This window comes from Streptomyces sp. NPDC037242 (assembly GCF_055604165.1).
The window spans coordinates 217,534-237,569 of record NZ_JBVJUY010000002.1 but is presented as its reverse complement, the minus strand read 5'-3'; the positions used below and the strand labels follow the sequence as shown (position 1 = coordinate 237,569).

Annotated in this window: 23 protein-coding genes; 12 read left to right on the top strand and 11 right to left on the bottom strand. The window is 72.3% G+C overall.

Features of this window, described 5'->3' with window-relative positions:
- Positions 1-104: 104 nt before the first annotated feature.
- From ACZ7GJ_RS03950 to ACZ7GJ_RS03935, 4 genes are all read left to right on the top strand, one after another.
- Positions 105-320, top strand: a complete 216-nt coding sequence (locus ACZ7GJ_RS03950; RefSeq protein ID WP_470749138.1) for a hypothetical protein — start codon at positions 105-107, stop codon at positions 318-320.
- A gap of 147 nt (positions 321-467) precedes the next feature.
- On the top strand, positions 468-1,106 hold the full coding sequence (locus ACZ7GJ_RS03945) for a TetR/AcrR family transcriptional regulator (protein WP_365918689.1): 639 nt from the start codon (positions 468-470) through the stop codon (positions 1,104-1,106).
- 139 nt (positions 1,107-1,245) lie between these two features.
- A complete protein-coding gene (locus ACZ7GJ_RS03940; RefSeq protein ID WP_470749136.1) occupies positions 1,246-1,473 on the top strand; it encodes a DUF3107 domain-containing protein in 228 nt (75 codons plus the stop codon).
- A 141-nt stretch (positions 1,474-1,614) separates the two neighbouring features.
- Positions 1,615-1,917: a hypothetical protein gene (locus ACZ7GJ_RS03935; RefSeq protein WP_470749134.1), complete on the top strand. Its 303-nt coding sequence runs from the start codon at positions 1,615-1,617 to the stop codon at positions 1,915-1,917.
- Between the two features lie 88 nt (positions 1,918-2,005).
- Here the strand turns inward: ACZ7GJ_RS03935 and ACZ7GJ_RS03930 are convergent, their stop codons facing one another.
- Complete coding sequence (locus ACZ7GJ_RS03930) at positions 2,006-2,764, bottom strand: ferritin-like fold-containing protein (RefSeq protein ID WP_470749132.1); 759 nt, start codon at positions 2,762-2,764, stop codon at positions 2,006-2,008.
- A 467-nt stretch (positions 2,765-3,231) separates the two neighbouring features.
- On the opposite strand from ACZ7GJ_RS03930, the gene ACZ7GJ_RS03925 reads away from it, so the two are divergent.
- From ACZ7GJ_RS03925 to ACZ7GJ_RS03915, 3 genes are all read left to right on the top strand, one after another.
- Positions 3,232-5,085, top strand: a complete 1,854-nt coding sequence (locus ACZ7GJ_RS03925; RefSeq protein ID WP_470749130.1) for a DEAD/DEAH box helicase — start codon at positions 3,232-3,234, stop codon at positions 5,083-5,085.
- A gap of 94 nt (positions 5,086-5,179) precedes the next feature.
- A complete protein-coding gene (locus ACZ7GJ_RS03920; RefSeq protein ID WP_470749128.1) occupies positions 5,180-6,040 on the top strand; it encodes an alpha/beta fold hydrolase in 861 nt (286 codons plus the stop codon).
- A gap of 99 nt (positions 6,041-6,139) precedes the next feature.
- Positions 6,140-6,292, top strand: a complete 153-nt coding sequence (locus ACZ7GJ_RS03915; protein ID WP_166663124.1) for a hypothetical protein — start codon at positions 6,140-6,142, stop codon at positions 6,290-6,292.
- A gap of 88 nt (positions 6,293-6,380) precedes the next feature.
- On the opposite strand, the gene ACZ7GJ_RS03910 is transcribed toward ACZ7GJ_RS03915, so the two are convergent.
- The 4 genes from ACZ7GJ_RS03910 to ACZ7GJ_RS03895 form a co-directional block, all read right to left on the bottom strand.
- The gene (locus ACZ7GJ_RS03910) at positions 6,381-6,986 is read right to left on the bottom strand and encodes a MarC family protein (protein ID WP_365918702.1); all 606 of its coding nucleotides are present in this window, start codon (positions 6,984-6,986) and stop codon (positions 6,381-6,383) included.
- 63 nt (positions 6,987-7,049) lie between these two features.
- Positions 7,050-7,916 (bottom strand): PHP domain-containing protein, encoded by an 867-nt coding sequence (locus ACZ7GJ_RS03905; protein ID WP_470749126.1) that lies wholly within the window; start codon positions 7,914-7,916, stop codon positions 7,050-7,052.
- 177 nt (positions 7,917-8,093) lie between these two features.
- Positions 8,094-8,738, bottom strand: coding sequence for a DUF6758 family protein (locus ACZ7GJ_RS03900; RefSeq protein WP_470749124.1), 645 nt, complete (start codon positions 8,736-8,738; stop codon positions 8,094-8,096).
- 70 nt (positions 8,739-8,808) lie between these two features.
- Positions 8,809-9,393, bottom strand: a complete 585-nt coding sequence (locus ACZ7GJ_RS03895) for a suppressor of fused domain protein (RefSeq protein ID WP_365918708.1) — start codon at positions 9,391-9,393, stop codon at positions 8,809-8,811.
- 366 nt (positions 9,394-9,759) lie between these two features.
- Between ACZ7GJ_RS03895 and ACZ7GJ_RS03890 the strand changes: the two genes are divergently transcribed.
- Entirely contained in the window at positions 9,760-10,884 is a 1,125-nt protein-coding gene (locus ACZ7GJ_RS03890; RefSeq protein ID WP_470749121.1) for a magnesium and cobalt transport protein CorA, read from the top strand.
- Between the two features lie 31 nt (positions 10,885-10,915).
- Complete coding sequence (locus tag ACZ7GJ_RS03885; RefSeq protein ID WP_470749120.1) at positions 10,916-11,428, top strand: hypothetical protein; 513 nt, start codon at positions 10,916-10,918, stop codon at positions 11,426-11,428.
- A 47-nt stretch (positions 11,429-11,475) separates the two neighbouring features.
- Here ACZ7GJ_RS03885 and ACZ7GJ_RS03880 read toward each other — a convergent pair whose 3' ends face one another.
- Positions 11,476-12,282 (bottom strand): hypothetical protein, encoded by an 807-nt coding sequence (locus ACZ7GJ_RS03880; RefSeq protein WP_470749119.1) that lies wholly within the window; start codon positions 12,280-12,282, stop codon positions 11,476-11,478.
- A gap of 177 nt (positions 12,283-12,459) precedes the next feature.
- On the opposite strand from ACZ7GJ_RS03880, the gene ACZ7GJ_RS03875 reads away from it, so the two are divergent.
- The 3 genes from ACZ7GJ_RS03875 (at position 12,460) to ACZ7GJ_RS03865 (ending at position 15,631) form a co-directional block, all read left to right on the top strand.
- Positions 12,460-13,731 carry a magnesium transporter MgtE N-terminal domain-containing protein gene (locus ACZ7GJ_RS03875; RefSeq protein WP_470749117.1) on the top strand — a complete coding sequence of 424 codons (1,272 nt, stop codon included), beginning with the start codon at positions 12,460-12,462 and terminating at the stop codon, positions 13,729-13,731.
- A gap of 160 nt (positions 13,732-13,891) precedes the next feature.
- Entirely contained in the window at positions 13,892-14,419 is a 528-nt protein-coding gene (locus ACZ7GJ_RS03870; protein ID WP_470749636.1) for a DUF1003 domain-containing protein, read from the top strand.
- A gap of 96 nt (positions 14,420-14,515) precedes the next feature.
- Entirely contained in the window at positions 14,516-15,631 is a 1,116-nt protein-coding gene (locus ACZ7GJ_RS03865; RefSeq protein WP_470749634.1) for an Mrp/NBP35 family ATP-binding protein, read from the top strand.
- 73 nt (positions 15,632-15,704) lie between these two features.
- On the opposite strand, the gene ACZ7GJ_RS03860 is transcribed toward ACZ7GJ_RS03865, so the two are convergent.
- From ACZ7GJ_RS03860 to sigE, 5 genes are all read right to left on the bottom strand, one after another.
- A complete protein-coding gene (locus ACZ7GJ_RS03860; protein ID WP_470749116.1) occupies positions 15,705-16,424 on the bottom strand; it encodes a hypothetical protein in 720 nt (239 codons plus the stop codon).
- A gap of 138 nt (positions 16,425-16,562) precedes the next feature.
- The gene (locus ACZ7GJ_RS03855; RefSeq protein ID WP_470749114.1) at positions 16,563-17,006 is read right to left on the bottom strand and encodes a sec-independent translocase; all 444 of its coding nucleotides are present in this window, start codon (positions 17,004-17,006) and stop codon (positions 16,563-16,565) included.
- Positions 17,007-17,122: 116 nt separating this feature from the next.
- Positions 17,123-18,445, bottom strand: coding sequence for a S1C family serine protease (locus tag ACZ7GJ_RS03850; protein ID WP_470749113.1), 1,323 nt, complete (start codon positions 18,443-18,445; stop codon positions 17,123-17,125).
- 126 nt (positions 18,446-18,571) lie between these two features.
- On the bottom strand, positions 18,572-19,231 hold the full coding sequence (locus ACZ7GJ_RS03845) for an anti-sigma factor family protein (RefSeq protein WP_470749111.1): 660 nt from the start codon (positions 19,229-19,231) through the stop codon (positions 18,572-18,574).
- Positions 19,228-20,007: an RNA polymerase sigma factor SigE gene (gene sigE, locus ACZ7GJ_RS03840; RefSeq protein WP_470749109.1), complete on the bottom strand. Its 780-nt coding sequence runs from the start codon at positions 20,005-20,007 to the stop codon at positions 19,228-19,230. Before sigE ends, ACZ7GJ_RS03845 begins: the two co-directional genes overlap by 4 nt.
- Positions 20,008-20,036: the final 29 nt, after the last annotated feature.

Sequence of the window (20,036 nt, the reverse complement as noted above, 5' to 3'; positions counted from 1 at the left end):
CTCTTGTGTTCGCCGTCACAGCCGCATCACGCAGGCATGCGGACCCGCGTAGCGGGGTATTCGCGATCCTCCTACGCTCGTAATGAGAGAAGAAGGGGAGCCCCATGACTGTCGACCCCGCAGAACCGGAAACCTTCCAGGAACAGCTCCGGGAGGCACCCGACGTCGAGGCACCCGAGGCGGATGCGGCCGAGCAGCGGACCGACCTGCAGCAGAGCGAGGACGACCCGGTCGCCGCACCGGAGCGGGGCGAGGCCGCGGACGGTGACGCCGCGGAGCAGGCCCGGGTGGTGCCCCTGGACGAGGACGACTACCGATGACCCGCGCCGACTACCCCCTGACCAGCAGGTCCGACCGGTCCGTACCGCGAGAAAACTCGGCTTGAACCCTCCAGATTCGGTTACCGAAAAGTACGATGGCGGCGCGGCGCAGAGCGCACTGTGTTCTTAGAGAAAGTGGGAGGCGGCGTGACAGCCATCGAGCAGACCGAGGCAGCGCGTCCGCGGGGCACGCGACTGCCGCGCCGAGCCCGGCGCAACCAGCTGCTGGGCGCGGCCCAGGAGGTCTTCGTCGCGCAGGGTTACCACGCCGCGGCGATGGACGACATCGCCGAGCGCGCCGGGGTCAGCAAGCCGGTTCTGTACCAGCACTTCCCGGGGAAGCTCGACCTCTACCTGGCGCTGCTGGACCAGCACTGCGAGGCCCTGCTGCTCGCCGTGCGCACCGCGCTCGCGTCGACGACCGACAACAAGCTGCGCGTGGCGGCGACCATGGACGCCTACTTCGCGTACGTGGAGGACGAGGGCGGCGCCTTCCGGCTGGTCTTCGAGTCCGACCTGACGAACGAGCCGGCCGTGCGCGAGCGCGTGGACCGCGTGTCCCTCCAGTGCGCCGAGGCCATCTCCGACGTCATCGCCGAGGACACCGGCCTGTCGAAGGACGAGTCGATGCTGCTGGCCGTGGGCCTGGGCGGCGTCTCGCAGGTCGTCGCCCGGTACTGGCTCTCCAGCGAGAGCCCGGTCGCCCGGGACACCGCGGTGGGGCTCCTGACCTCGCTGGCATGGCGCGGAATCGCCGGTTTCCCGCTGCACCCGACGGACGTCTGAGCCGCTGACCGGCCCTGACGGGCGCCTGTTCGCTGCGAGCGTGTCCGCCGTGCGGCGGACACGTCCTCTCTCCGGGCTAATGTGGACCGGGTAACGGCGCGGCTGATCGCGCGAACCGGACCGTCGGAGGGACAAGGCCGTGGAGGTCAAGATCGGCGTGCAGCACGCACCCCGGGAGATCGTTCTGGAGAGCGACCTGAGCGCCGAGGAGCTGGAGAGCATCGTCGCCGCCGCTCTGTCCGGCCAGTCGGCGCTGCTGAGCCTGACCGACGTCAAGGGCCGCAAGGTGCTGGTTCCGGCCGACCGCCTGTCGTACGTGGACCTGGGCGAGCCCAGCGCGCGCAAGGTCGGTTTCGGCGCTCTCTGAGCACTCGACCGGACTTCCGAGAAGTCGAAGAGAAGTCGAAGAGAACGGCCCGGTGGTTGATCCCACCGGGCCGTTTCTCGTTCCTCCGCTTCGGGTAGGACCGCAGTGACCCGGTTTGCCCCGACGTATGGGAGGAACCCCATGCTGCTGATCGAAGCGCTCGGCTCTGCTCTGGTGGGCCTGGCCCTGTCGGGAGCGGCCGTGCGAGTGGTCGGGCAGCGGCTGCCCTCCCCGCGGGTGGTGCTGGTCAGCGGGGTGCTGGGCGCGCTCTTCGGGGCCTATCTGACGCACACCGCGCTCGGCCCGGGGCACAACACCCTCTTCGCGACCTTCGGCGGCGGGCTGCTGGTGGCGGCGGTGGTCCTGTCGCTGCTGCTGCGCCCCGGGCGCCGCACCGGGAGGCCGTCCCCCCGGACTCCGTTTTCGGTCCCGACGAGGGGCTGAGTAGCCCCCTTCCGGACACACCTCGGCCCCGGCGCGGTCACTTCCGCGGCCGGGGCCGACGTACGGGCTCCAGGGCCCGAGGGCAGAGCTAGGCGGCCAGGCCCAGCGCGGCCATGCGCTTGGTGTGGGCCTTGGTGATGCGGGTGAACATCTCGCCGACGGCCGCGAGGTCGAAGCCCGCCGCCATTCCGTCGACGCCGCCGACCAGCATGGTCGAGAGCGCGTCGCGCTCGGCGACCACGCGCTGGGCCTGCGAGAGCGCCTCGCCCATCAGCCGGCGGGCCCACAGCGCGAGCCGGCCGCCGCAGCGCGGGTCGGCCTCGATGGCGGCGCGGACCTTCTCGACGGCGAAGCCGCCGTGGCCCGTGTCGTCCAGCACGCTCACGACGAGCGCGCGGGTGTCGGTGTCCAGGTGCGTGGCGACCTCGCGGTAGAAGTCGCTGGCGATCGAGTCGCCGACGTAGGCCTTGACCAGGCCCTCCAGCCAGTCGGACGGCGCGGTCTGGCGGTGGAAGTCGTCGACGCCCTTCGCGAAGGGCTGCATGGCGGCGGTGGGCTCGGCGTCGATCGCCGCGAGCCGGTCGCGCAGGCGCTCGAAGTGGTGGAACTCGGCGGAGGCCATCTTCGCGAGCTCGGCCTTGTCGTCGAGGGTGGGCGCGAGCTTCGCGTCCTCCGCGAGGCGCTCGAAGGCCGCGAGCTCTCCGTACGCCAGCGCGCCGAGCAGGTCCACCACGGCGGCCCGGTACTGGGGCGAGGCGGAGGCGGTGGCCCAGTCCTGGGCGGCGATACCGGCCGCCTCGACGGGGGAGCTGTCATCGGCGGGCGATGCGTTTTCTACGGTCGACATGCTCCGCACAATAGCCCGCCGAAAGGGACAGTGAACCACCTGGTCAGTCCACCTAAACGCGCCTACCTGGTGAATTCACCCGACACACCTGCGCGATTCCGGGGTACAGTGGTAATGCGCCTGCCGAATACTCGGCGGGCCATCCGAATGAGGATGCCCGGTCGGTGGCCCGATCGGCTCCAACCCGACCGCCCTCGGCGTGATGCGTACGTTCATGCGTACCGCCTCCCACGAGGGGCCCCCTCAGCGGCACAAGCGCTTGAGCGAAGGCTCGTGGTCCCGCGCAGCTTTGTCGGTACGTCGCAGTACTGCAAGCCAGGCACGGTACGACCCCCCTTTCGCCGCCTCGCGCCGCGTCTCACAGAAGAGGCAGCACCCTGACTACGTTCCGAGACCTCGGGATCTTTCCCGAGACGGCCGAAGCCCTCGAGGCCGTCGGCATTGTGTCCCCCTTCCCGATCCAGGAGATGACCCTCCCCGTCGCCCTTTCCGGCACGGACGTCATCGGCCAGGCGAAGACCGGAACCGGCAAGACGCTCGGTTTCGGCCTTCCGCTGCTGGAGCGGGTCGTCGTCCCCGCGGACGTCGAGGCCGGCCGGGCCAAGCCCGAGCAGCTGACCGACGCCCCGCAGGCCCTCGTGGTGGTTCCGACCCGCGAGCTGTGCACCCAGGTCACCAACGACCTCCTGACCGCGGGCAAGGTCCGCAACGTCCGCGTCCTCGCCATATACGGCGGCCGCGCGTACGAGCCCCAGGTCGAGGCGCTCAAGAAGGGCGTCGACGTCATCGTCGGCACCCCGGGCCGCCTGCTCGACCTGGCCGGTCAGAAGAAGCTCGACCTCTCGCACGTCAAGGCGCTCGTCCTGGACGAGGCCGACGAGATGCTCGACCTGGGCTTCCTGCCCGACGTCGAGAAGATCATGAGCCACCTCCCGGCGAAGCGTCAGACGATGCTGTTCTCGGCGACCATGCCGGGCGCGGTCATCGGCCTGGCCCGCCGGTACATGACGCAGCCGACCCACATCCGCGCCGTCTCCGAGGACGGCGAGGGCGCGACGGTCGCCAACATCGCGCAGCACGTCTTCCGCGCGCACAACATGGACAAGCCGGAGCTCGTCTCCCGCATCCTGCAGGCCGAGGGCCGCGGGCTCGCCATGATCTTCTGCCGTACCAAGCGCACGGCGGCCGACATCGCCGAGCAGCTGGAGAAGCGCGGCTTCGCGTCCGGCGCCGTCCACGGCGACCTGGGCCAGGGCGCCCGCGAGCAGGCGCTGCGCGCCTTCCGCAACGGCAAGGTCGACGTGCTGGTCTGCACCGACGTCGCCGCGCGCGGTATCGATGTCGAGGGTGTGACCCACGTCATCAACTACCAGACGCCCGAGGACGAGAAGACCTTCCTGCACCGCGTGGGCCGTACCGGCCGCGCGGGCAACAAGGGCACGGCCGTCACCCTGGTCGACTGGGACGACATCCCGCGCTGGCAGCTGATCAACAAGGCGCTGGAGCTCGACTTCCACGAGCCCGAGGAGACGTACTCCACGTCCCCGCACCTGTTCGAGCAGCTGAACATCCCGGCCGGCACCAAGGGCATCCTGCCGCGCGCCGAGCGCACGCGGGCCGGCCTGAAGGCCGAGGAGCTGGAGGACCTGGGCGAGACCGGCGGCCGCGGTGGCCGTGGCGGTCGCGGCCCGGCCGCCGCTGCCCCGGTGGTCGAGGAGCGTCCGGCCCGTACCCGTACGCCGCGCCAGCGCCGCCGTACGCGCGGCGGTTCGGAGCTGGGCTCCGAGGCCGCGCTCGCGCCGGTGACCCCGGTGGCGGAGGCCGTCGAGGCCCCGGCCGCCGACGAGCCGCGCAAGCCGCGCCGTCGCCGGACCCGCGCGGCCGCCGGTGCCGCGGCCGCCGCCGCCGTGGCCGAGGCCGCCGTGGTCGAGGCCGCCGTGGTCGAGGCTCCGGTCGCCGTCGCTGTCGCCGCCCCGGTCGCGGTCGTCGAGGAGGCTCCGGCCAAGCCGAAGCGGACCCGTACCCGCAAGGCCGTCGCCGCCGTCGCCGAGGCCCCCGTGGCGCCGGCCCCGGTCGCCGAGGCCGAGGAGGCCCCGCTCAGGCCGCGGCGTCCGCGGATCCGCAAGGTCGCCGAGACCGCCCCGGAGCCGGACTTCCAGATGGCCCCGCCCGTGGAGCCGGTCAAGGCCCGCCGGGCCGCCCGGCCCCGCAAGGCCGCCGAGGCGGCTCCGGCCGCCGCGTCCGCCCCGGTCGCCGAGGAGGCTCCGGCCAAGCCGAAGCGCACCCGTACCCGCAAGGCCGCGGCGGCGCCCGAGGCGTAACCGCCCGAGCACGTCCCGATGGCCCGGCTCCCCGTCCAGGGGGCCGGGCCGTCGGCGTTCCCGGACACCCCGACCGGCCAGTAACGTGAGCGCCATGAGCAAGCCGCCGCGCCTCACCCTGCCGCCCGACGCCCGCACGTACCGCCTGGGCACGGCCCGCGGCGAGTTCGCCGTACAGGAGGCCGGTGAGCCGGTGCGCGGCACCGCTCTGCTGGTCCCCGGGTACACCGGCAGCAAGGAGGACTTCATCGGCCTCCTGGAGCCGCTGGCGGCCGCCGGGTACCGGGTGGTCGCCGTCGACGGGCGCGGGCAGTTCGAGACCCCCGGCGCGCGTACGGAGGCCCCGTACGCGCTGGAGGAGCTGGCGCGTGACGTCCTGGCCCAGGCGGCCGCGCTGGGCAGCGGTCCGCTCCACCTGCTGGGGCATTCGCTCGGCGGGCTGATCGTGCGGGCCGCCGTGGTGCGCGAGCCGGGACCGTTCGCGAGCCTCACGCTGATGAGCACCGGCCCCGGCGCCGTCTGCGAGGAGCAGCAGGCCCGTACGAAGCTGCTGGTCGCCGCGCTGGAGGCGATGCGCGACGACATGCCGGGCATCTGGGCCGCCATGCGCGCCCAGGACCCGCGCGACGCGCCGCCCGAGTCGCCCGAGCTCATGGACTTCCTGCGCAGGCGCTGGCTGGGCACCGTGCCAGAGCAGCTGATCGCCACCGGGCGGTTGCTGATCGGCGAGCCCGACCGGATCGACGACCTGGTGCTCGCGGCGCCCGGACTGGCGAAGCTGGTGCTGTCCGGGGTCTCGGACCCGGTGTGGCCGGTCTCGGTGATGGACTCCATGGCCGAGCGGCTCGGCGCGGAGCGGGTGGTCGTCCCGGGTACGGAGCACTCCCCCAACGCCGAGGATCCGGCGGCCACGGCCGCTGCGCTGGCGGCGTTCTGGGACTCCTGTACCCGGTAGTAGTTAGCCAGTGAAAAAATTTCCTTAGCGTAGGGAATGTTTGCGGCTTACACTTCGTTAACCCTGTGCAAGGAGAACACTGACGAAGGGAGAAGCCCCGTGCGCTTCGAGATTCTGCGCCTGGACGACGTCGACGGATCCGCCGTGGACAGCACCGTCGTGGACGCGGCCTCCGTCAACCGGATCGTGCAGCAGGCCGCAGCCGTCGGCCAGCGCATTCTGATCCGACCGGCCGAGAGTGCGTCCTCCTGACGCTTGGCACACGACGACGAACGCCCCCGCACCGATCCGGTGCGGGGGCGTTCGCATGCGTGGCGCACTGCGCTGTGCGCCGTGCGCACTAGGACGTGCGGATGACCTGGAGCACGCCGTTGATGATCTGCTGGACGGCGATGGCGGAGAGCATCATGCCGGCCAGCCGGGTCACGAGGACGACGCCACCGTCCTTGATGACGCGGATGATGACGAGCGAGTACCGCATGACCACCCACAGCACCACGTGCATGGCGACGATCGCGGTCCACACGGAGACCTGGCCGCTGAACCCCTCGGCCTTCTGCACCGCCAGGATGACCGACACGATCGCGCCGGGCCCGGCCAGCAGGGGCATGCCGAGCGGGACGAGGGCGACGTTGACGTCCTTGGTCTGCTTCGGCTCGTCGGTCTTGCCGGTGAGCAGGTCGAGCGCGATGAGCAGGAGCAGCAGACCACCGGCGATCATCAGGGCCGGGACGGAGACGTGCAGGTAGTTCAGGATCTGCTGGCCGCAGAGGCCGAAGACCGCGATGACCCCGAAGGCCACGCAGACGGCCTGCCAGGCCATGCGGCGCTGCACCTTGGCCGGACGGCCCGAGGTCAGGGCGAGGAAGATGGGCGTGATCCCCGGGGGGTCCATAATCACAAAAAGCGTGAGAAATAGGGATCCGAAGACGGCGAAATCGAACACAGTGATGCCTTGCAGGAGAGGGGTGTTACGAAGAAAAGGGCGGGTGGGGGCGGCGGCGCTCGCTCAGGCGCCGGTACGTCCGCCCGCGCCGGGAACGGGGAAGGCCCCGGTGGCCCGGCGCGTGATCTCGCCGTAGATCTCGGGGTCGGTCGTGTACTCCCCGAGACGGCAGGACTTGCGGCTGCCGTGGTAGTCGCTGGACCCGGTGGTCAGCAGCCCGACCTCGGCGGCCAGGGCGCGCAGCCGGGCGCGGGTGGCGGCGTCGTGGTCCATGTGGTCGACCTCGATGCCGTCGAGACCGGCCGCGGCGAGGGCGGCTATCGCGTCCTCGGGGACGCACTGGCCGCGCTTGACGGCGGCCGGGTGCGCGAAGACGGTGACACCGCCGGCCGCCTTGACCAGGCGGATGGCGTCGAAGGGGTCGAGTTCGTGCTTCTCCGCGTAGGCACGGCCGCCGTCGGCGAGCCAGTCGGGAGTGAAGGCGTCCGAGACGGTGGGGACGACCCCGAGCTCCACGAGCGCGGTGGCGATGTGCGGGCGGCCCACGGAGCCCTCACCGGCGATCCGGGCCACCTGCTCCCAGGTGATGCCGACGCCCAGCGCCTGGAGCTTGCCGACCATGGCCTGCGCGCGGGGCGTGCGGTCGTCCCGTACGAGCTCCCGCTCGGCCGCGAACTCGGGCTCCTCGGGGTCGAAGAGGTACGCGAGCATGTGCAGCCCGACCCCGTCGAGCCGGCAGGAGAGCTCCGCGCCGGTCACCAGCGTCAGCCCGGCGGGCACCGCGGCGATGGCCTCGGCGTACCCGCGCACGGTGTCGTGGTCGGTCAGCGCGACGACGTCCAGCCCGGCCCCCGCGGCGTTGCGCACCAGCTCGGCGGGGGTGTCGGTCCCGTCGGAAGCCGTGGAGTGGGCGTGCAGGTCGATGCGCACAGCCGAGCTCCAGGGTGTTTCGGTCGAACGGGGGGACGCTCCAGGATAACCGGGCCCAAGGTCCTCAAGGTCCCCGCGCCCCGGTGAGCCTTGCCGGTCACGGCACTAGGTCGTGTCGTCAAAGTCCCGTCTGGCCGGCGGGGCCTGCCCCGCCCTTCGGGCGGCCGACGCCACTCCCTAGGCCGGGCCCAGCACCCGCGGGCTCAGCGCCCCGCACGGAAGGAGCTCGACCTCGGCTCCCGCGTCACGCAGGTCGGTGAGGACGAGCTCGTCGTACATGAGCAGGCCGGACTGCTCCGGCCAGAGGATGGCCCAGAGCCATAGTCCGCGCGCCTCGCCCGCGAAGACGGCCCGGTCGTCGGGGGCCCCCTTGACGTGCCACAGCGGTGTCGGCCGGCCCGCCGCGACCACCTTGGCGTGCGGCGGCGACGATACGTCCATGTACGTGCCGGGGTCCGGGCCGTCGATGCCCGCGTACCGCGCGCCGAGGCCCACGCCCAGCTCCTCCGCGATCAGCAGCAGCTCGCCGATGCCGCCCAGCGGCCCGGGTCCGGAGCAGGCCACGGCCGTGGCCCGGCCCCCGCTGCGGTCGTCACCGGCCGACGCGACCCCGGTGAACAGCCACCCGACCGGCAGTGGCCACGGCATCCAGACCGGCACCTGGGCCCGGTGCACCACCACGCCCAGGCCTTCGACGCTCGGTGGGATGACGGGTTGCAAGGGGTGCACGGAACCGTGCACCGCGCACTGCCAGGAGTCGGCGAAGAGCCCGGGCGCCCTGACCCGGCCACCGCACTTCGGGCAACTTGGTTCGCCCCTCATAAGAAGCCACGTTCCTCCCCGCCCGGCGCCCCGTCAAGACGCGATCACCCGTCCGGGGGCCGGACACCGCTCAGTCCAGAGCGACCGCGCTGCGCAGAGGGTCCCGCAGATCCGTGCCGCGCGCGAGCCAGCGCTCCTGGAGGGCGGCCGCGCCGTGCACGCGCTTCCACGCCGCCTCGTTGGCCGTCATCGGGAGCAGGGGCAGGAAGCGCACCGGGTCCATCGGGTCGTCCAGCTCCAGGTCCTCCACCAGCCCGCCCGGCTCCGCCACGAGCACCGAGCTGAACGGCGCCCCCTCCCACAGCGGTTCGCCCACGTCGAGCGAGGCTCCCGGGGCCACGATCAGCCCCTCGACCATCGGCGAGGCCGCCAGGACCGCGAGCGGCCGCAGCAGCTTGTCGGTGGCCGCCAGCCCCGCCCGTACGGTCAGCACGAGCTCGGCGCGCGGTCCGCGCACCGGGTCGGCGACCACGGCCGTCGGGTCGGTCATCGGGTGCGCGGACATGCCGAGCGTCGCGTACCGCACGAGGTCGCCCTCCGCGAAGCGGAGGACTTCGATGCGGTCGGTGCCCAGGAAGGTGACGGCGGCGCGGGCGTCGGGTTCGCCGAACGCGGTGCGCAGCCGGGCCTCGACGAGAGCCAGAATTTCTGCCATGGAGCGAGCATAGAACTCGTATCAGCCGGGTAAAGCGCGGGTCTTGACCATCCGTCGGCTGTTAGTGTTGACAGCTGGCCGGGGCCGCACGCAGCGGGGCCCGCGGCAACAGGACGTCCTCCACGGGGGACCGGCCGGAGGAGGTGGGGCTGCGGTGGATCGAAGTCGATCGTGCAGTACCAATCGCTCTTCCACTTCCCTGTCGGGCGATTCGCGCCCCCTGTGATCTTCTGATCAGTAGAAGAGCGACGGCAGAACTTTGTCCTCCCGTCCTGCTTCCCTCCGGCTGCCCAGGCCTGCCCGCCGACAGCCCAGGAGGGTCTCCCACCCGTACGGTCCGCAGCCGTGCGTGCGAAGGAGCCTGCCATGTCGATGCTGCCCTACCTCCGTGCCGCCGTCCGCCCGGCGCTGCGCAGGTCCACCCCCGTACAGCCCGGCTACGACACCACCCGCGACCCGTCGGTCAGCAGTGCCGTGGTCGACTGCGCCGTGTACCGCGACGGCCGGCGCGACGCGCGGGAGCCGGGCGCGGCCTGCCTGACGCCCCGTGAGGCGATGCGCCGGGTACGCGAGTACGGCGGCTTCGCGTGGATCGGCCTGCACGAGCCGACCGAGGCCGAGTTCGCCGGGATCGCCGCCACCTTCGGGCTGCACCCGCTCGCCGTCGAGGACGCGGTGCACGCGCACCAGCGACCGAAGCTGGAGCGCTACGACGAGACGCTGTTCACCGTCTTCAAGACGATCCACTACGTCGAGCACGCCGAACTGACCTCCACCAGCGAGGTGGTGGAGACCGGCGAGGTGATGTGCTTCACGGGCCCCGACTTCGTCATCACCGTCCGGCACGGTGGCCAGGGCTCCCTCAAGAGCCTGCGCCACCGCCTCCAGGACGACCCCGAACTGCTCTCGCGGGGCCCCTCGGCCGTACTGCACTCCATCGCCGACCACGTCGTCGACGGGTACATCGCGGTGGCCGCGGCCGTGCAGGACGACATCGACGAGGTGGAGAGCGAGGTCTTCGCCGCTCCCGCCAAGGGCGCCGCGCGCGGCGGCGACGCGGGGCGCATCTACCAGCTCAAGCGCGAGGTGCTGGAGTTCAAGCGGGCCGTCGCCCCGCTGCTGCGGCCGATGGAACTGCTCAGCGAGCGGCCGATGCGGCTGGTGGACCCGGCCATCCAGAAGTACTTCCGCGACGTCGCCGACCACCTGGCGCGGGTGCACGAGCAGGTCGTCGGCTTCGACGAGCTGCTGAACTCGATCCTCCAGGCCAACCTGGCGCAGGCGACGGTCGCGCAGAACGAGGACATGCGCAAGATCACCTCCTGGGCGGCGATCATCGCCGTGCCCACGATGATCTGCGGCGTGTACGGGATGAACTTCGAGCACATGCCGGAGCTCCAATGGCGGTACGGCTATCCGATGGTGATGGCCTCGATCGTCGGCATCTGCTTCACCATCCACCGCACCCTGCGGCGCCACGGCTGGCTGTAGGGACTCCAGGGGGACCCCCTACCCTGTGCGCATGACTCTCAGCGCGCTCGACCTCGCCCTCGTCGAGGAGGCCACCAAGAAGTCCGGTCTCATCTGGGTCCGCGGCAGCGGGGCCGACCGTGCCCTGTGGCACGCCTGGGTGGACGGCGCGGCCCACGTGCTGGGCGACGGCCCCGGCGAGCAGCCGTTCCCGGACCTCGCGGACGGGGCGCCCGCCGAGGTGACCGTGCGCAGCAAGGACAAGGGCGGGCGGCTCGTCGCCTGGACCGCGACCGTACGCCAGCTCGTGCCCGGCGGTGAGCAGTGGGAGGCCGCGGTCGCCGAGCTCAAGGGCAAGCGGCTGAACGCGCCCGACTCGGACGAGATGACCGCGCGCTGGGCGCGGGAGTGCCGGCTGCTGCGCCTGGAGCCGGAGTCGGTGCGCACGCAGCTGCCGGGCGGGTCGCTGGCCGCGGCCCCGCTGGCCTCCCCGGCGACGACCCGCAAGCCGGTACCGGCGGGCCTGCCGAAGCTGCTGCTGAAGCGCAAGAAGGCGGCCCGCTAGGGGGTGTCCGGCGGGGACCGCCCCGCCGCGGTCGCCGCCCGCTCCCGTTACCGCTTGGCGGGGGAGGCTCCCTGGCCGCCGGAGGTCTTGGGGGTGGCGGAGGGCTTGGTCGCGCCTTCCTGGTCCTGCTGCTCCTTGGTGGTCGGCAGCTGGGAGCCGTAGTCCACCGTCTGGTCCTGTGCGGGCGGGGCGAGCGGGAAGGCCTTGCCCCACTCGGCGAGGACCACGCGGCCGGCGCCGCCCGCGCGTTCCATGAGGAGCGGATAGGGGGTGCCCTCCAGGGAGACCGAGAGCTTGCCGCCCTTGCCCTCGTCGGCGGTGACCTGGACCGCGCGGGTGGGCCCGACCTTGGTGTAGTCGCCCTTGGCGAGCTTCCCGTCGAGTCCGAGGAGCCCGTCCAGCAGGACGTCCATGTCGGTGAAGCCGCGGAACTGCTTGTAGGAGGGGTCGCCCTCGGGCACCTTCACGTACTTGTCGCCGAGCTTGCCCGCGGCCTCGGACTGGCCCCAGAACGCGGCGCTCGCCTTGAGGTAGAGCTGCTCCCCCACCCGCAGCAGCTGGAAGGTGTCGTCCTGCGACTTCACCTCGCCGGAGCCGCCGTCGGACTTCAGCCGCATGTCGAGGGTGAAGGACTTGCCGCCGCTGACGAGCGTGCCGGACAGGTGCACCGAGTCGGCCCCGGTGGCCGCTTCCTTGGCCTTGTCCTCGATCTGCTCGGCGGAGAGTTTGCCGATCCCGTTCGTGCCCTCGTCGGGGTCCGCCCCGCAGCCCGTGCCGGCGACGGCCAGGCCCGCGCACAGGGCGCCCACGAAGGCGGCCCTGCGCAGCCGGGCGGCAGGGAAGTAGGCGGTCACGGGCGGGTGCCTCTCGTCGGTCGTCTGCGGGCAGCAGGCAGCGTACCCGCACGTACGGGGGCGGCCGCGCCCGCGTGGGGACACCTGAGCGGACCGCCCCACCAGCGCACCCTCGTGCGCCAAGGGCTAGCCTGAGGGGCGGCACGACTGTTGATTGACGCTCTAGGAGGCGCTCGGATGGCTGCAGGCGCCCCGCGGATCTTCGTCTCGCATCTGTCGGGTGTGCCCGTGTTCGACCCCAATGGCGACCAGGTCGGCCGCGTCCGCGACCTCGTGGCGATGCTCCGGGTCGGCGGCCGCCCGCCGCGGCTGCTGGGCCTGGTGGTCGAGGTCGTCAGCCGCCGCCGCATCTTCCTGCCGATGACCCGGGTGACGGGCGTCGAGTCCGGCCAGGTCATCACCACCGGCGTGGTCAACATGCGCCGCTTCGAGCAGCGGCCCACCGAGCGGCTGATCCTCGGCGAACTGCTGGACCGCCGGGTGCGGCTGGTCGCGGACGACGAGGAGGTCACCGTCCTGGACGTGGCCATCCAGCAGTTGCCGGCCCGCCGGGACTGGGAGATCGACCGGATCTTCGTACGCAAGGGCAAGTCGGGGGCGCTGCGCCGACGGGGCGAGACGCTGACGGTGGAGTGGTCGGCGGTGACGGGCTTCTCCCTGGAGGAGCACGGGCAGGGCGCCGAGAACCTGGTGGCCACCTTCGAGCAGATGCGCCCGGCCGACGTGGCGAACGTACTGCACCACCTGACGCCCAAGCGGCGCGCCGAGGTGGCCAACGCCCTCGACGACGACCGGCTCGCGGACGTCATGGAGGAGCTCCCCGAGGACGAGCAGGTGGAGATCCTCGGCAAGCTGAAGGAGGAGCGCGCCGCCGACGTCCTGGAGGCGATGGACCCGGACGACGCGGCCGACCTGCTCTCGGAGCTGCCGGAGGACGACAAGGAGCGGCTGCTGACGCTGATGCGGCCGGACGACGCGGCCGACGTGCGCCGCCTGCTGTCGTACGAGGAGCGGACGGCGGGCGGTCTGATGACCACCGAGCCGATCGTGCTGCGGCCCGACGCGACCGTCGCGGACGCGCTGGCCCGCGTACGGCAGTCGGACCTGTCGCCGGCGCTGGCCGCGCAGGTGTACGTGTGCCGGCCGCCGGACGAGACGCCGACGGGCAAGTACCTGGGCACGGTGCACTTCCAGCGGCTGCTGCGCGACCCGCCGTTCACCCTGGTCAGCTCGATCGTGGACACGGACCTGCCGCCGCTGCGGCCGGACGCCTCGCTCCCGGTGGTGACCAGCTACCTCGCCGCGTACAACATGGTCGCGGTGCCCGTGGTCGACGAGAGCGGCTCCCTGCTGGGCGCGGTCACCGTCGACGACGTGCTGGACCACCTGCTGCCGGACGACTGGCGGGAGACGGACTTCCATTCCGAGGAGGCCGTGCGTGGCCACTGAACGGGGGCGCGGCGACCAGTCGCGCGAACGGCGCCGGGAGCAGATCCGGGAGCGGCGCGAGCAGGCGCGGGCGCAGGCGCGCGAGGCCGGGCTGGCGGAGGCGGCCGCGGAGCGGGCGGAACGTTCCTCCTTCGAGCGCAGCGAGCGGGCGAAGGCCGGCCTGTCCACCGGGTCGAGCGCGCTGACGCGCTCGCGGGTCCGCCTCGACCAGCCGCGCCCGGCGCGCCGGCGGCTGCTGCCCGAGTACGACCCGGAGGCGTTCGGACGGCTGTCGGAGCGGGTGGCGCGGTTCCTCGGCACGGGGCGCTTCATCGTATGGATGACGGTCGTCATCATCGTCTGGGTGCTGTGGAACATCTTCGCGCCGGAGCACCTGCGCTTCGACCAGTACCCGTTCATCTTCCTGACGCTGATGCTCTCGCTCCAGGCCTCCTACGCCGCTCCGCTGATCCTGCTCGCGCAGAACCGGCAGGACGACCGCGACCGGGTCAACCTGGAGCAGGACCGCAAGCAGAACGAGCGCTCCCTCGCCGACACCGAGTACCTGACGCGGGAGATCGCGGCCCTGCGGATGGGCCTGGGCGAGGTCGCCACGCGCGACTGGATCAGGTCGGAGTTCCAGGACCTGATCAAGGAGATGGACGAGCGTCGTCTATTCCCGCTCGAGAGTGACGAAGGCGACCGCTAGCGGCCTTACCTGCGGCACGCTACCGAGCCGTACCATCGGGGCATGGCTATCGACACAAGCTCCGCCGACGCCGCCGCCGTGCCCGAGCAGGACGCGATCCTGGACGCGCTCGCGACGGTGAACGACCCCGAGATCCACCGGCCCATCACCGAGCTCGGCATGGTCAAATCGGTCGAGATCGGCGACAGCGGCTCGGTCGCCGTCACCGTCTTCCTGACGGTGTCGGGCTGTCCCATGCGCGAGACCATCACCAAGAACGTCACCGAGGCCGTCGAGCGCGTCGCCGGTGTCACCTCGGTCTCCGTCACCCTCGACGTGATGAGCGACGAGCAGCGCAAGGACCTGGCGGCGACCCTGCGCGGCGGCACCGCCGAGCGCGAGGTCCCCTTCGCCAAGCCGGGCTCGCTGACCCGCGTCTACGCGGTCGCGTCCGGCAAGGGCGGTGTCGGCAAGTCCTCCGTCACCGTCAACCTGGCGGCGGCGATGGCCGCCGACGGCCTGAAGGTCGGCGTCGTGGACGCGGACATCTACGGCCACAGCGTGCCGCGCATGCTGGGCGTCGAGGGCCGCCCGACGCAGGTCGAGAACATGATCATGCCGCCGTCCTCGCACGGCGTGAAGGTCATCTCCATCGGCATGTTCACCCCGGGCAACGCGCCGGTGGTGTGGCGCGGACCGATGCTGCACCGCGCGCTCCAGCAGTTCCTCGCCGATGTCTTCTGGGGCGACCTGGACGTGCTGCTGCTGGACCTCCCGCCGGGCACCGGCGACATCGCGATCTCCGTGGCCCAGCTGGTGCCCAATGCCGAGATCCTCGTCGTGACCACCCCGCAGCAGGCCGCGGCCGAGGTCGCGGAGCGGGCCGGCTCGATCGCCGTGCAGACGCACCAGAAGATCGTCGGCGTGGTCGAGAACATGTCGGGGCTGCCCTGCCCGCACTGCGACGAGATGGTCGACGTGTTCGGCTCCGGCGGTGGCCAGAAGGTCGCCGACGGCCTGACCAAGACGGTCGGCGCGACGGTGCCCGTGCTGGGCTCGATCCCGATCGACGTCCGGCTGCGCGAGGGCGGCGACGACGGCAAGCCGGTCGTCCTGTCCGACCCCGACTCCCCGGCCGGCGCCGCGCTGCGCGCCATCGCGGGCAAGCTCGGCGGCCGCGCACGCGGCCTGGCGGGCATGTCGCTCGGCATCACGCCGCGCAACAAGTTCTGAGGCAGTAGCCAGCGCGAAGGGCCCCGCCGACGTATCGGCGGGGCCCTTCGCGCTGCTGCTCACGCGCGGCTCGTCACTCGTACGGGGTCAGGTCCCCGATGACCGAGAAGCCGAGCCCGTACGCGCTCATGCCCCGCCCGTACGCGCCCAGGTGGACCCCGCCCCGGGTGGACCCGGCGAGGACCCAGCCGAACTCGGACTCGCGGTAGTGGAACGGCGTCGGCTCACCGTCGACCGGCAGTGACAGCGTCGACCAGTCCTCGCCGTCGAGCGCGTCGGCGAGCTCCCAGGCGGCCTCGGTCTGCTGGTCGAGCCAGTCGTCGCGCAGGGTGTGGTCCATCTGCCCGGGCCAGCTGTAGGCCAGCAGCCCCGAGCCGGCCAGCCAGGCGGCCGAGGAGACCGACGTGGCCTCCAGGACGCCCGTACCGTCCCCGCTGCGGCGCAGCGGGTTGCTCGCCACCGTGACGACCACCGCGAAGCGCTCCTTCTCGCCCGTGGCGATCTCGCCGCGCGCGGAGGGCTCGTCCCCGTGGCCGGTGGAGCCGTGCTCCACGGTGCCGTCCGCGCCGGTGCCGACCTGCATGAGCCAACGGGGGCCGGTGAAGGCCCCGTCCAGCCCGTACCAGGGGAAATCGGCCCGCAGGTACCCCTCGACCGCCCGGCGGGCCGCCGGGACGGGCGCGGCGGCCTCCTGGGGCTGCGGGGGTGCCGGTTCTGCCGGCGGGGGTGCGGCGGCGGGTGCCGGGGCTTCGGGGGCTTGCGCCCCTACCCGGCTACTGCTCGTCGTCTCCATCTGAGCGGCCTCTCGTTCCGTGGGGTCCGGAGCGGCCCTCCCCCTCGCTGCGCTGGGGGGACCCCCTCCCTCGGGCGTCCTGCGTCCGGACAGATGGAGGATAGCCATCCGACCCCGGATCCCCGGGCAGGCTGGAACTCAGGTGGCGTCGGCGTCGAAGGGAGAGCGCTGGTCAGAGGCCGGAGCGGCGGGCTTCTTCAGCAGGTCCTGGCCGGTACCGGCGGGCGTGGCGGACGCGGGGGCGGCCGGCGCGGCGTCGCTCTCCCGGCCGTTGACGGCGTCGGTGACGTCGTTCAGCTCCTTGCGGAGATCGAAGCTGTTGCGGATCTCCTTGACGTCCTCGTTCTCCGACAGCTGCTTACGGATGAAGGTCTTCGGGTTCAGGTCCTCGAACTCGAAGTCCTTGAACTCGGGGCCCAGTTCGGAGCGGATGTCCTGCTTGGCGCTGTCCGAGAACGCACGGACCTTCCGGATGAAGCCCGTGACGTCCTGGATGACCTTGGGCAGCTTGTCCGGGCCGAAGATGAGAATGGCGAGCACCACGATCGTGACCAGCTCGAGTGCGCCTATGTCGTTGAACACCTTGCCGCTCCTCGGCTCTCTTCACTTCAGGCCCGACCCACGGTACCCGGGGTTGTCCGCAGGCCAATACACCAGTACCGGCTCAATGGCGGCTCAGCTCTGCTTTCACCTGCTCGTCATGATCCGTTCGCCGAACCGAGGACCAGGTCCAGGGTGCGCTCCCGGCCGTCCCGGAGCACGGTGAGGCGCAGCGGGTCGCCCGGCCGGTGGGCCCTGATCTTGATGATCAGCTCGTCGCCGCCGTGCACCCGCTGCCCGTCGACCTTGGTGATCACGTCGCCCGGCTGGATGCCCGCCCTGGCGCCCGGCCCGTCGGGGGTGACGGCCGGCTTGCCGCCCTCGCCCTTCTCCTCGACGCGGGCCCCGTCGCCTTCGTAGCGCATGTCGAGCGTGACGCCGATGACGGGGTGCGTGGCGCGACCGGTGCGGATGAGCTCCTCGGCCACGCGCTTGCCCTGGTTGACCGGGATGGCGAAGCCGAGGCCGATGCTGCCGCTCTGGCGGGCCCCGTCGCCGCTGTCGCCGCCCTTGTCGGCGCCGCGGATGGCGCTGTTGATGCCGATCACCCGGGCGGCGGAGTCGAGGAGGGGACCGCCGGAGTTGCCGGGGTTGATGGGGGCGTCCGTCTGCAGGGCGTCGACGTAGCTGATGTCGCTTCCGTCGCCCTTGTCGCCGCCGGCCGTGATCGGGCGGCCGGTGGCGCTGATGATGCCGGCGGTGACGGTGTTGGAGAGGTCGAACGGGGCGCCGATCGCCACGACCGGGTCGCCGACCTTGACGTTCTCGGAGTTGCCGAGGCTCAGGGGCTGCAAGCCCCGTACGCCGCTCACCTTGACCACGGCGAGGTCGTAGCCGGTGTCGCTGCCCACCAGCTCGGCCGTGACGCTGTCGCCGGTGCTGAAGGTGACGGCTATCTGCTTGGCGCCGGCGACGACGTGGTTGTTGGTGAGGATGTGCCCCTGCTGGTCGAGTACGAAGCCGGTGCCCGTGCCGCTGCTCTCCCCGCCGTTGACGTGCAGGGTGACCACGCCGGGGAGGGCGGTGGCGGCGATCCCGGCCACGCTCTCGGGGGCCCGGCCCTTGTCGGCGACGGCGGCGGCCTGCGGGAGCTCCAGGCGGGTGTTGGCCTCCCGCTCGGCGAGGACCCCGGCGTATCCGCCGATGCCGCCGGCGAGGAGGGCCGTACCGAGGGCGAGGGCCAGGACCTGCCAGAGGCGGAAGCCGCGGTGCGGCCGGCCGGTGTCCACCACCTGGAGCGGCCGGTCGGCCCAGGGGTCGTAGCGCGGCGCGGTCCGCGGGGCGGGGAGGTCAGGCGACAGCGGCTGGTCCCGGTCCGGTTCGGGCGCCCGGGCCGCGTCCACGGGCTCGTCGGGGCGGCTCCACCACCGAGGGCCCGGAGCCTGCGCCGGAGCCGGATCGGTCTGCTGACTGTCGGACATGGCCGCTCCCCGCGTGCGTATCGCTTCTGCCCGCCGATTCAATCAGGTCCCGCACCACCGTCGCCCGGAGCCTTGGGGTCCGGGCCACGAGGGGGCGGCGGCGGGCGGCGGGCGGCGCCGCGGGAGTCAGCGCGAGAGGGACACCGGACGGGCCGACGTGGACGGAGACGGCTGTACCGGCGGGAGCGCCTCCGCGGAGCGTACGAGGGTCGGCACGCCCCCGGGGCTCGGCAGCCGGTCCCGGGCCACGGCATCGGTCACCGGCACCGACAGCGGCACCGCGGGACCGGGCCGCGAGGCCGGGGCCTCTCCCCGCACGTTCGGGTCGAGCGTGTCGGGCGGCAGCGAGCCGCCCAGGGCGATGGCGGCCAGCGACACGGCCCCGGCCGCCACGAAGGCGAAGCGGCGCCGCGGGCGGCCCACCTCATGGATCCGGAAGCCCTGCTGCTGCGGGGTGATCGGCACGGGGTACCGGAAGGAGGCGAACGGATCGGCCCCCGGGGGCGCGGGGGGACCGGGCGGGCCGGAAGGGCCGTCGAGGCCGCCGCCGGGCAGCCCCTGAAGGCGCGCCAGCAGTCCCGCCGACAGCGGCGGCGGCGCGCTCTCCACGAACATGGTCTTCAGACGGCGCTGCGCATCGGCCTCGGCCTTGCACTTGGCACAGGTGGCCAGGTGGGCCAGCACCCGCTCGCGCGCGTCATGGCTCAGCTCTCCGTCCACCAGGGCGGCGAGACGGTCGCCGAGATGCTGTTCGGCGGGCGACGGGGACGCACTGGCTCCGCTCACTCGGCTCCGCCCTCTCCCCCGGCGCCCGGCGCGCCCACCGCCACTCCCGCCAGCGCGCGCTGCTCCGCACGGGCCTCGGGGGACCGGTGCTTGAGCGCCTTGCGCAGGTGCGAGCGGCCACGGTGGATACGGCTGCGCACGGTGCCGAGCTTCACGCCGAGTGTCGCGGCGATCTCCTCGTAGGACAGGCCCTCGATGTCGCACAGCACGACGGCGGCGCGGAACTCGGGGGCGAGGGTGTCCAGCGCCTGCTGCACGTCCGCGTCGAAGTGGGTGTCGTGCAGCACCTGCTGGGGGGACGGCTCACGGCTCGGCAGCCGCTCGGCGGCGTCGTCGGCGAGCGCGTCGAAGCGGATGCGCTGCTTGCGGCGGACCATGTCCAGGAACAGGTTCGTGGTGATCCGGTGCAGCCAGCCCTCGAACGTCCCGGGCGTGTACGTGGACAGCGAGCGGAACACGCGGACGAAGACTTCCTGCGTCAGGTCCTCGGCGTCGTGCTGGTTACCCGTCAGCCGGTAGGCGAGACGGTAGACCCGGGCACTGTGCGTGCTGACGATCTCCTCCCACGAGGGAGGGGTCCACGCCTGGGAGCCCGCATCGGCGGCAAAGGTCGCGGTGGTTGCGGTGTCTGCGGTGTGGAAGCGGTCAGCAATGTAGGTCACGGATTTCGGCTCACCCGCCGACCAGAAGAGACGTCCGAAGACGCCTCCACGATCCACAGGCGCAGCCGCACCTCCCCTGTCGGCTCTGGTGGTGTCCAGTGGAGTCCCTACCATAGCCACCCCCTCCGTCAGCTCCGGATAAG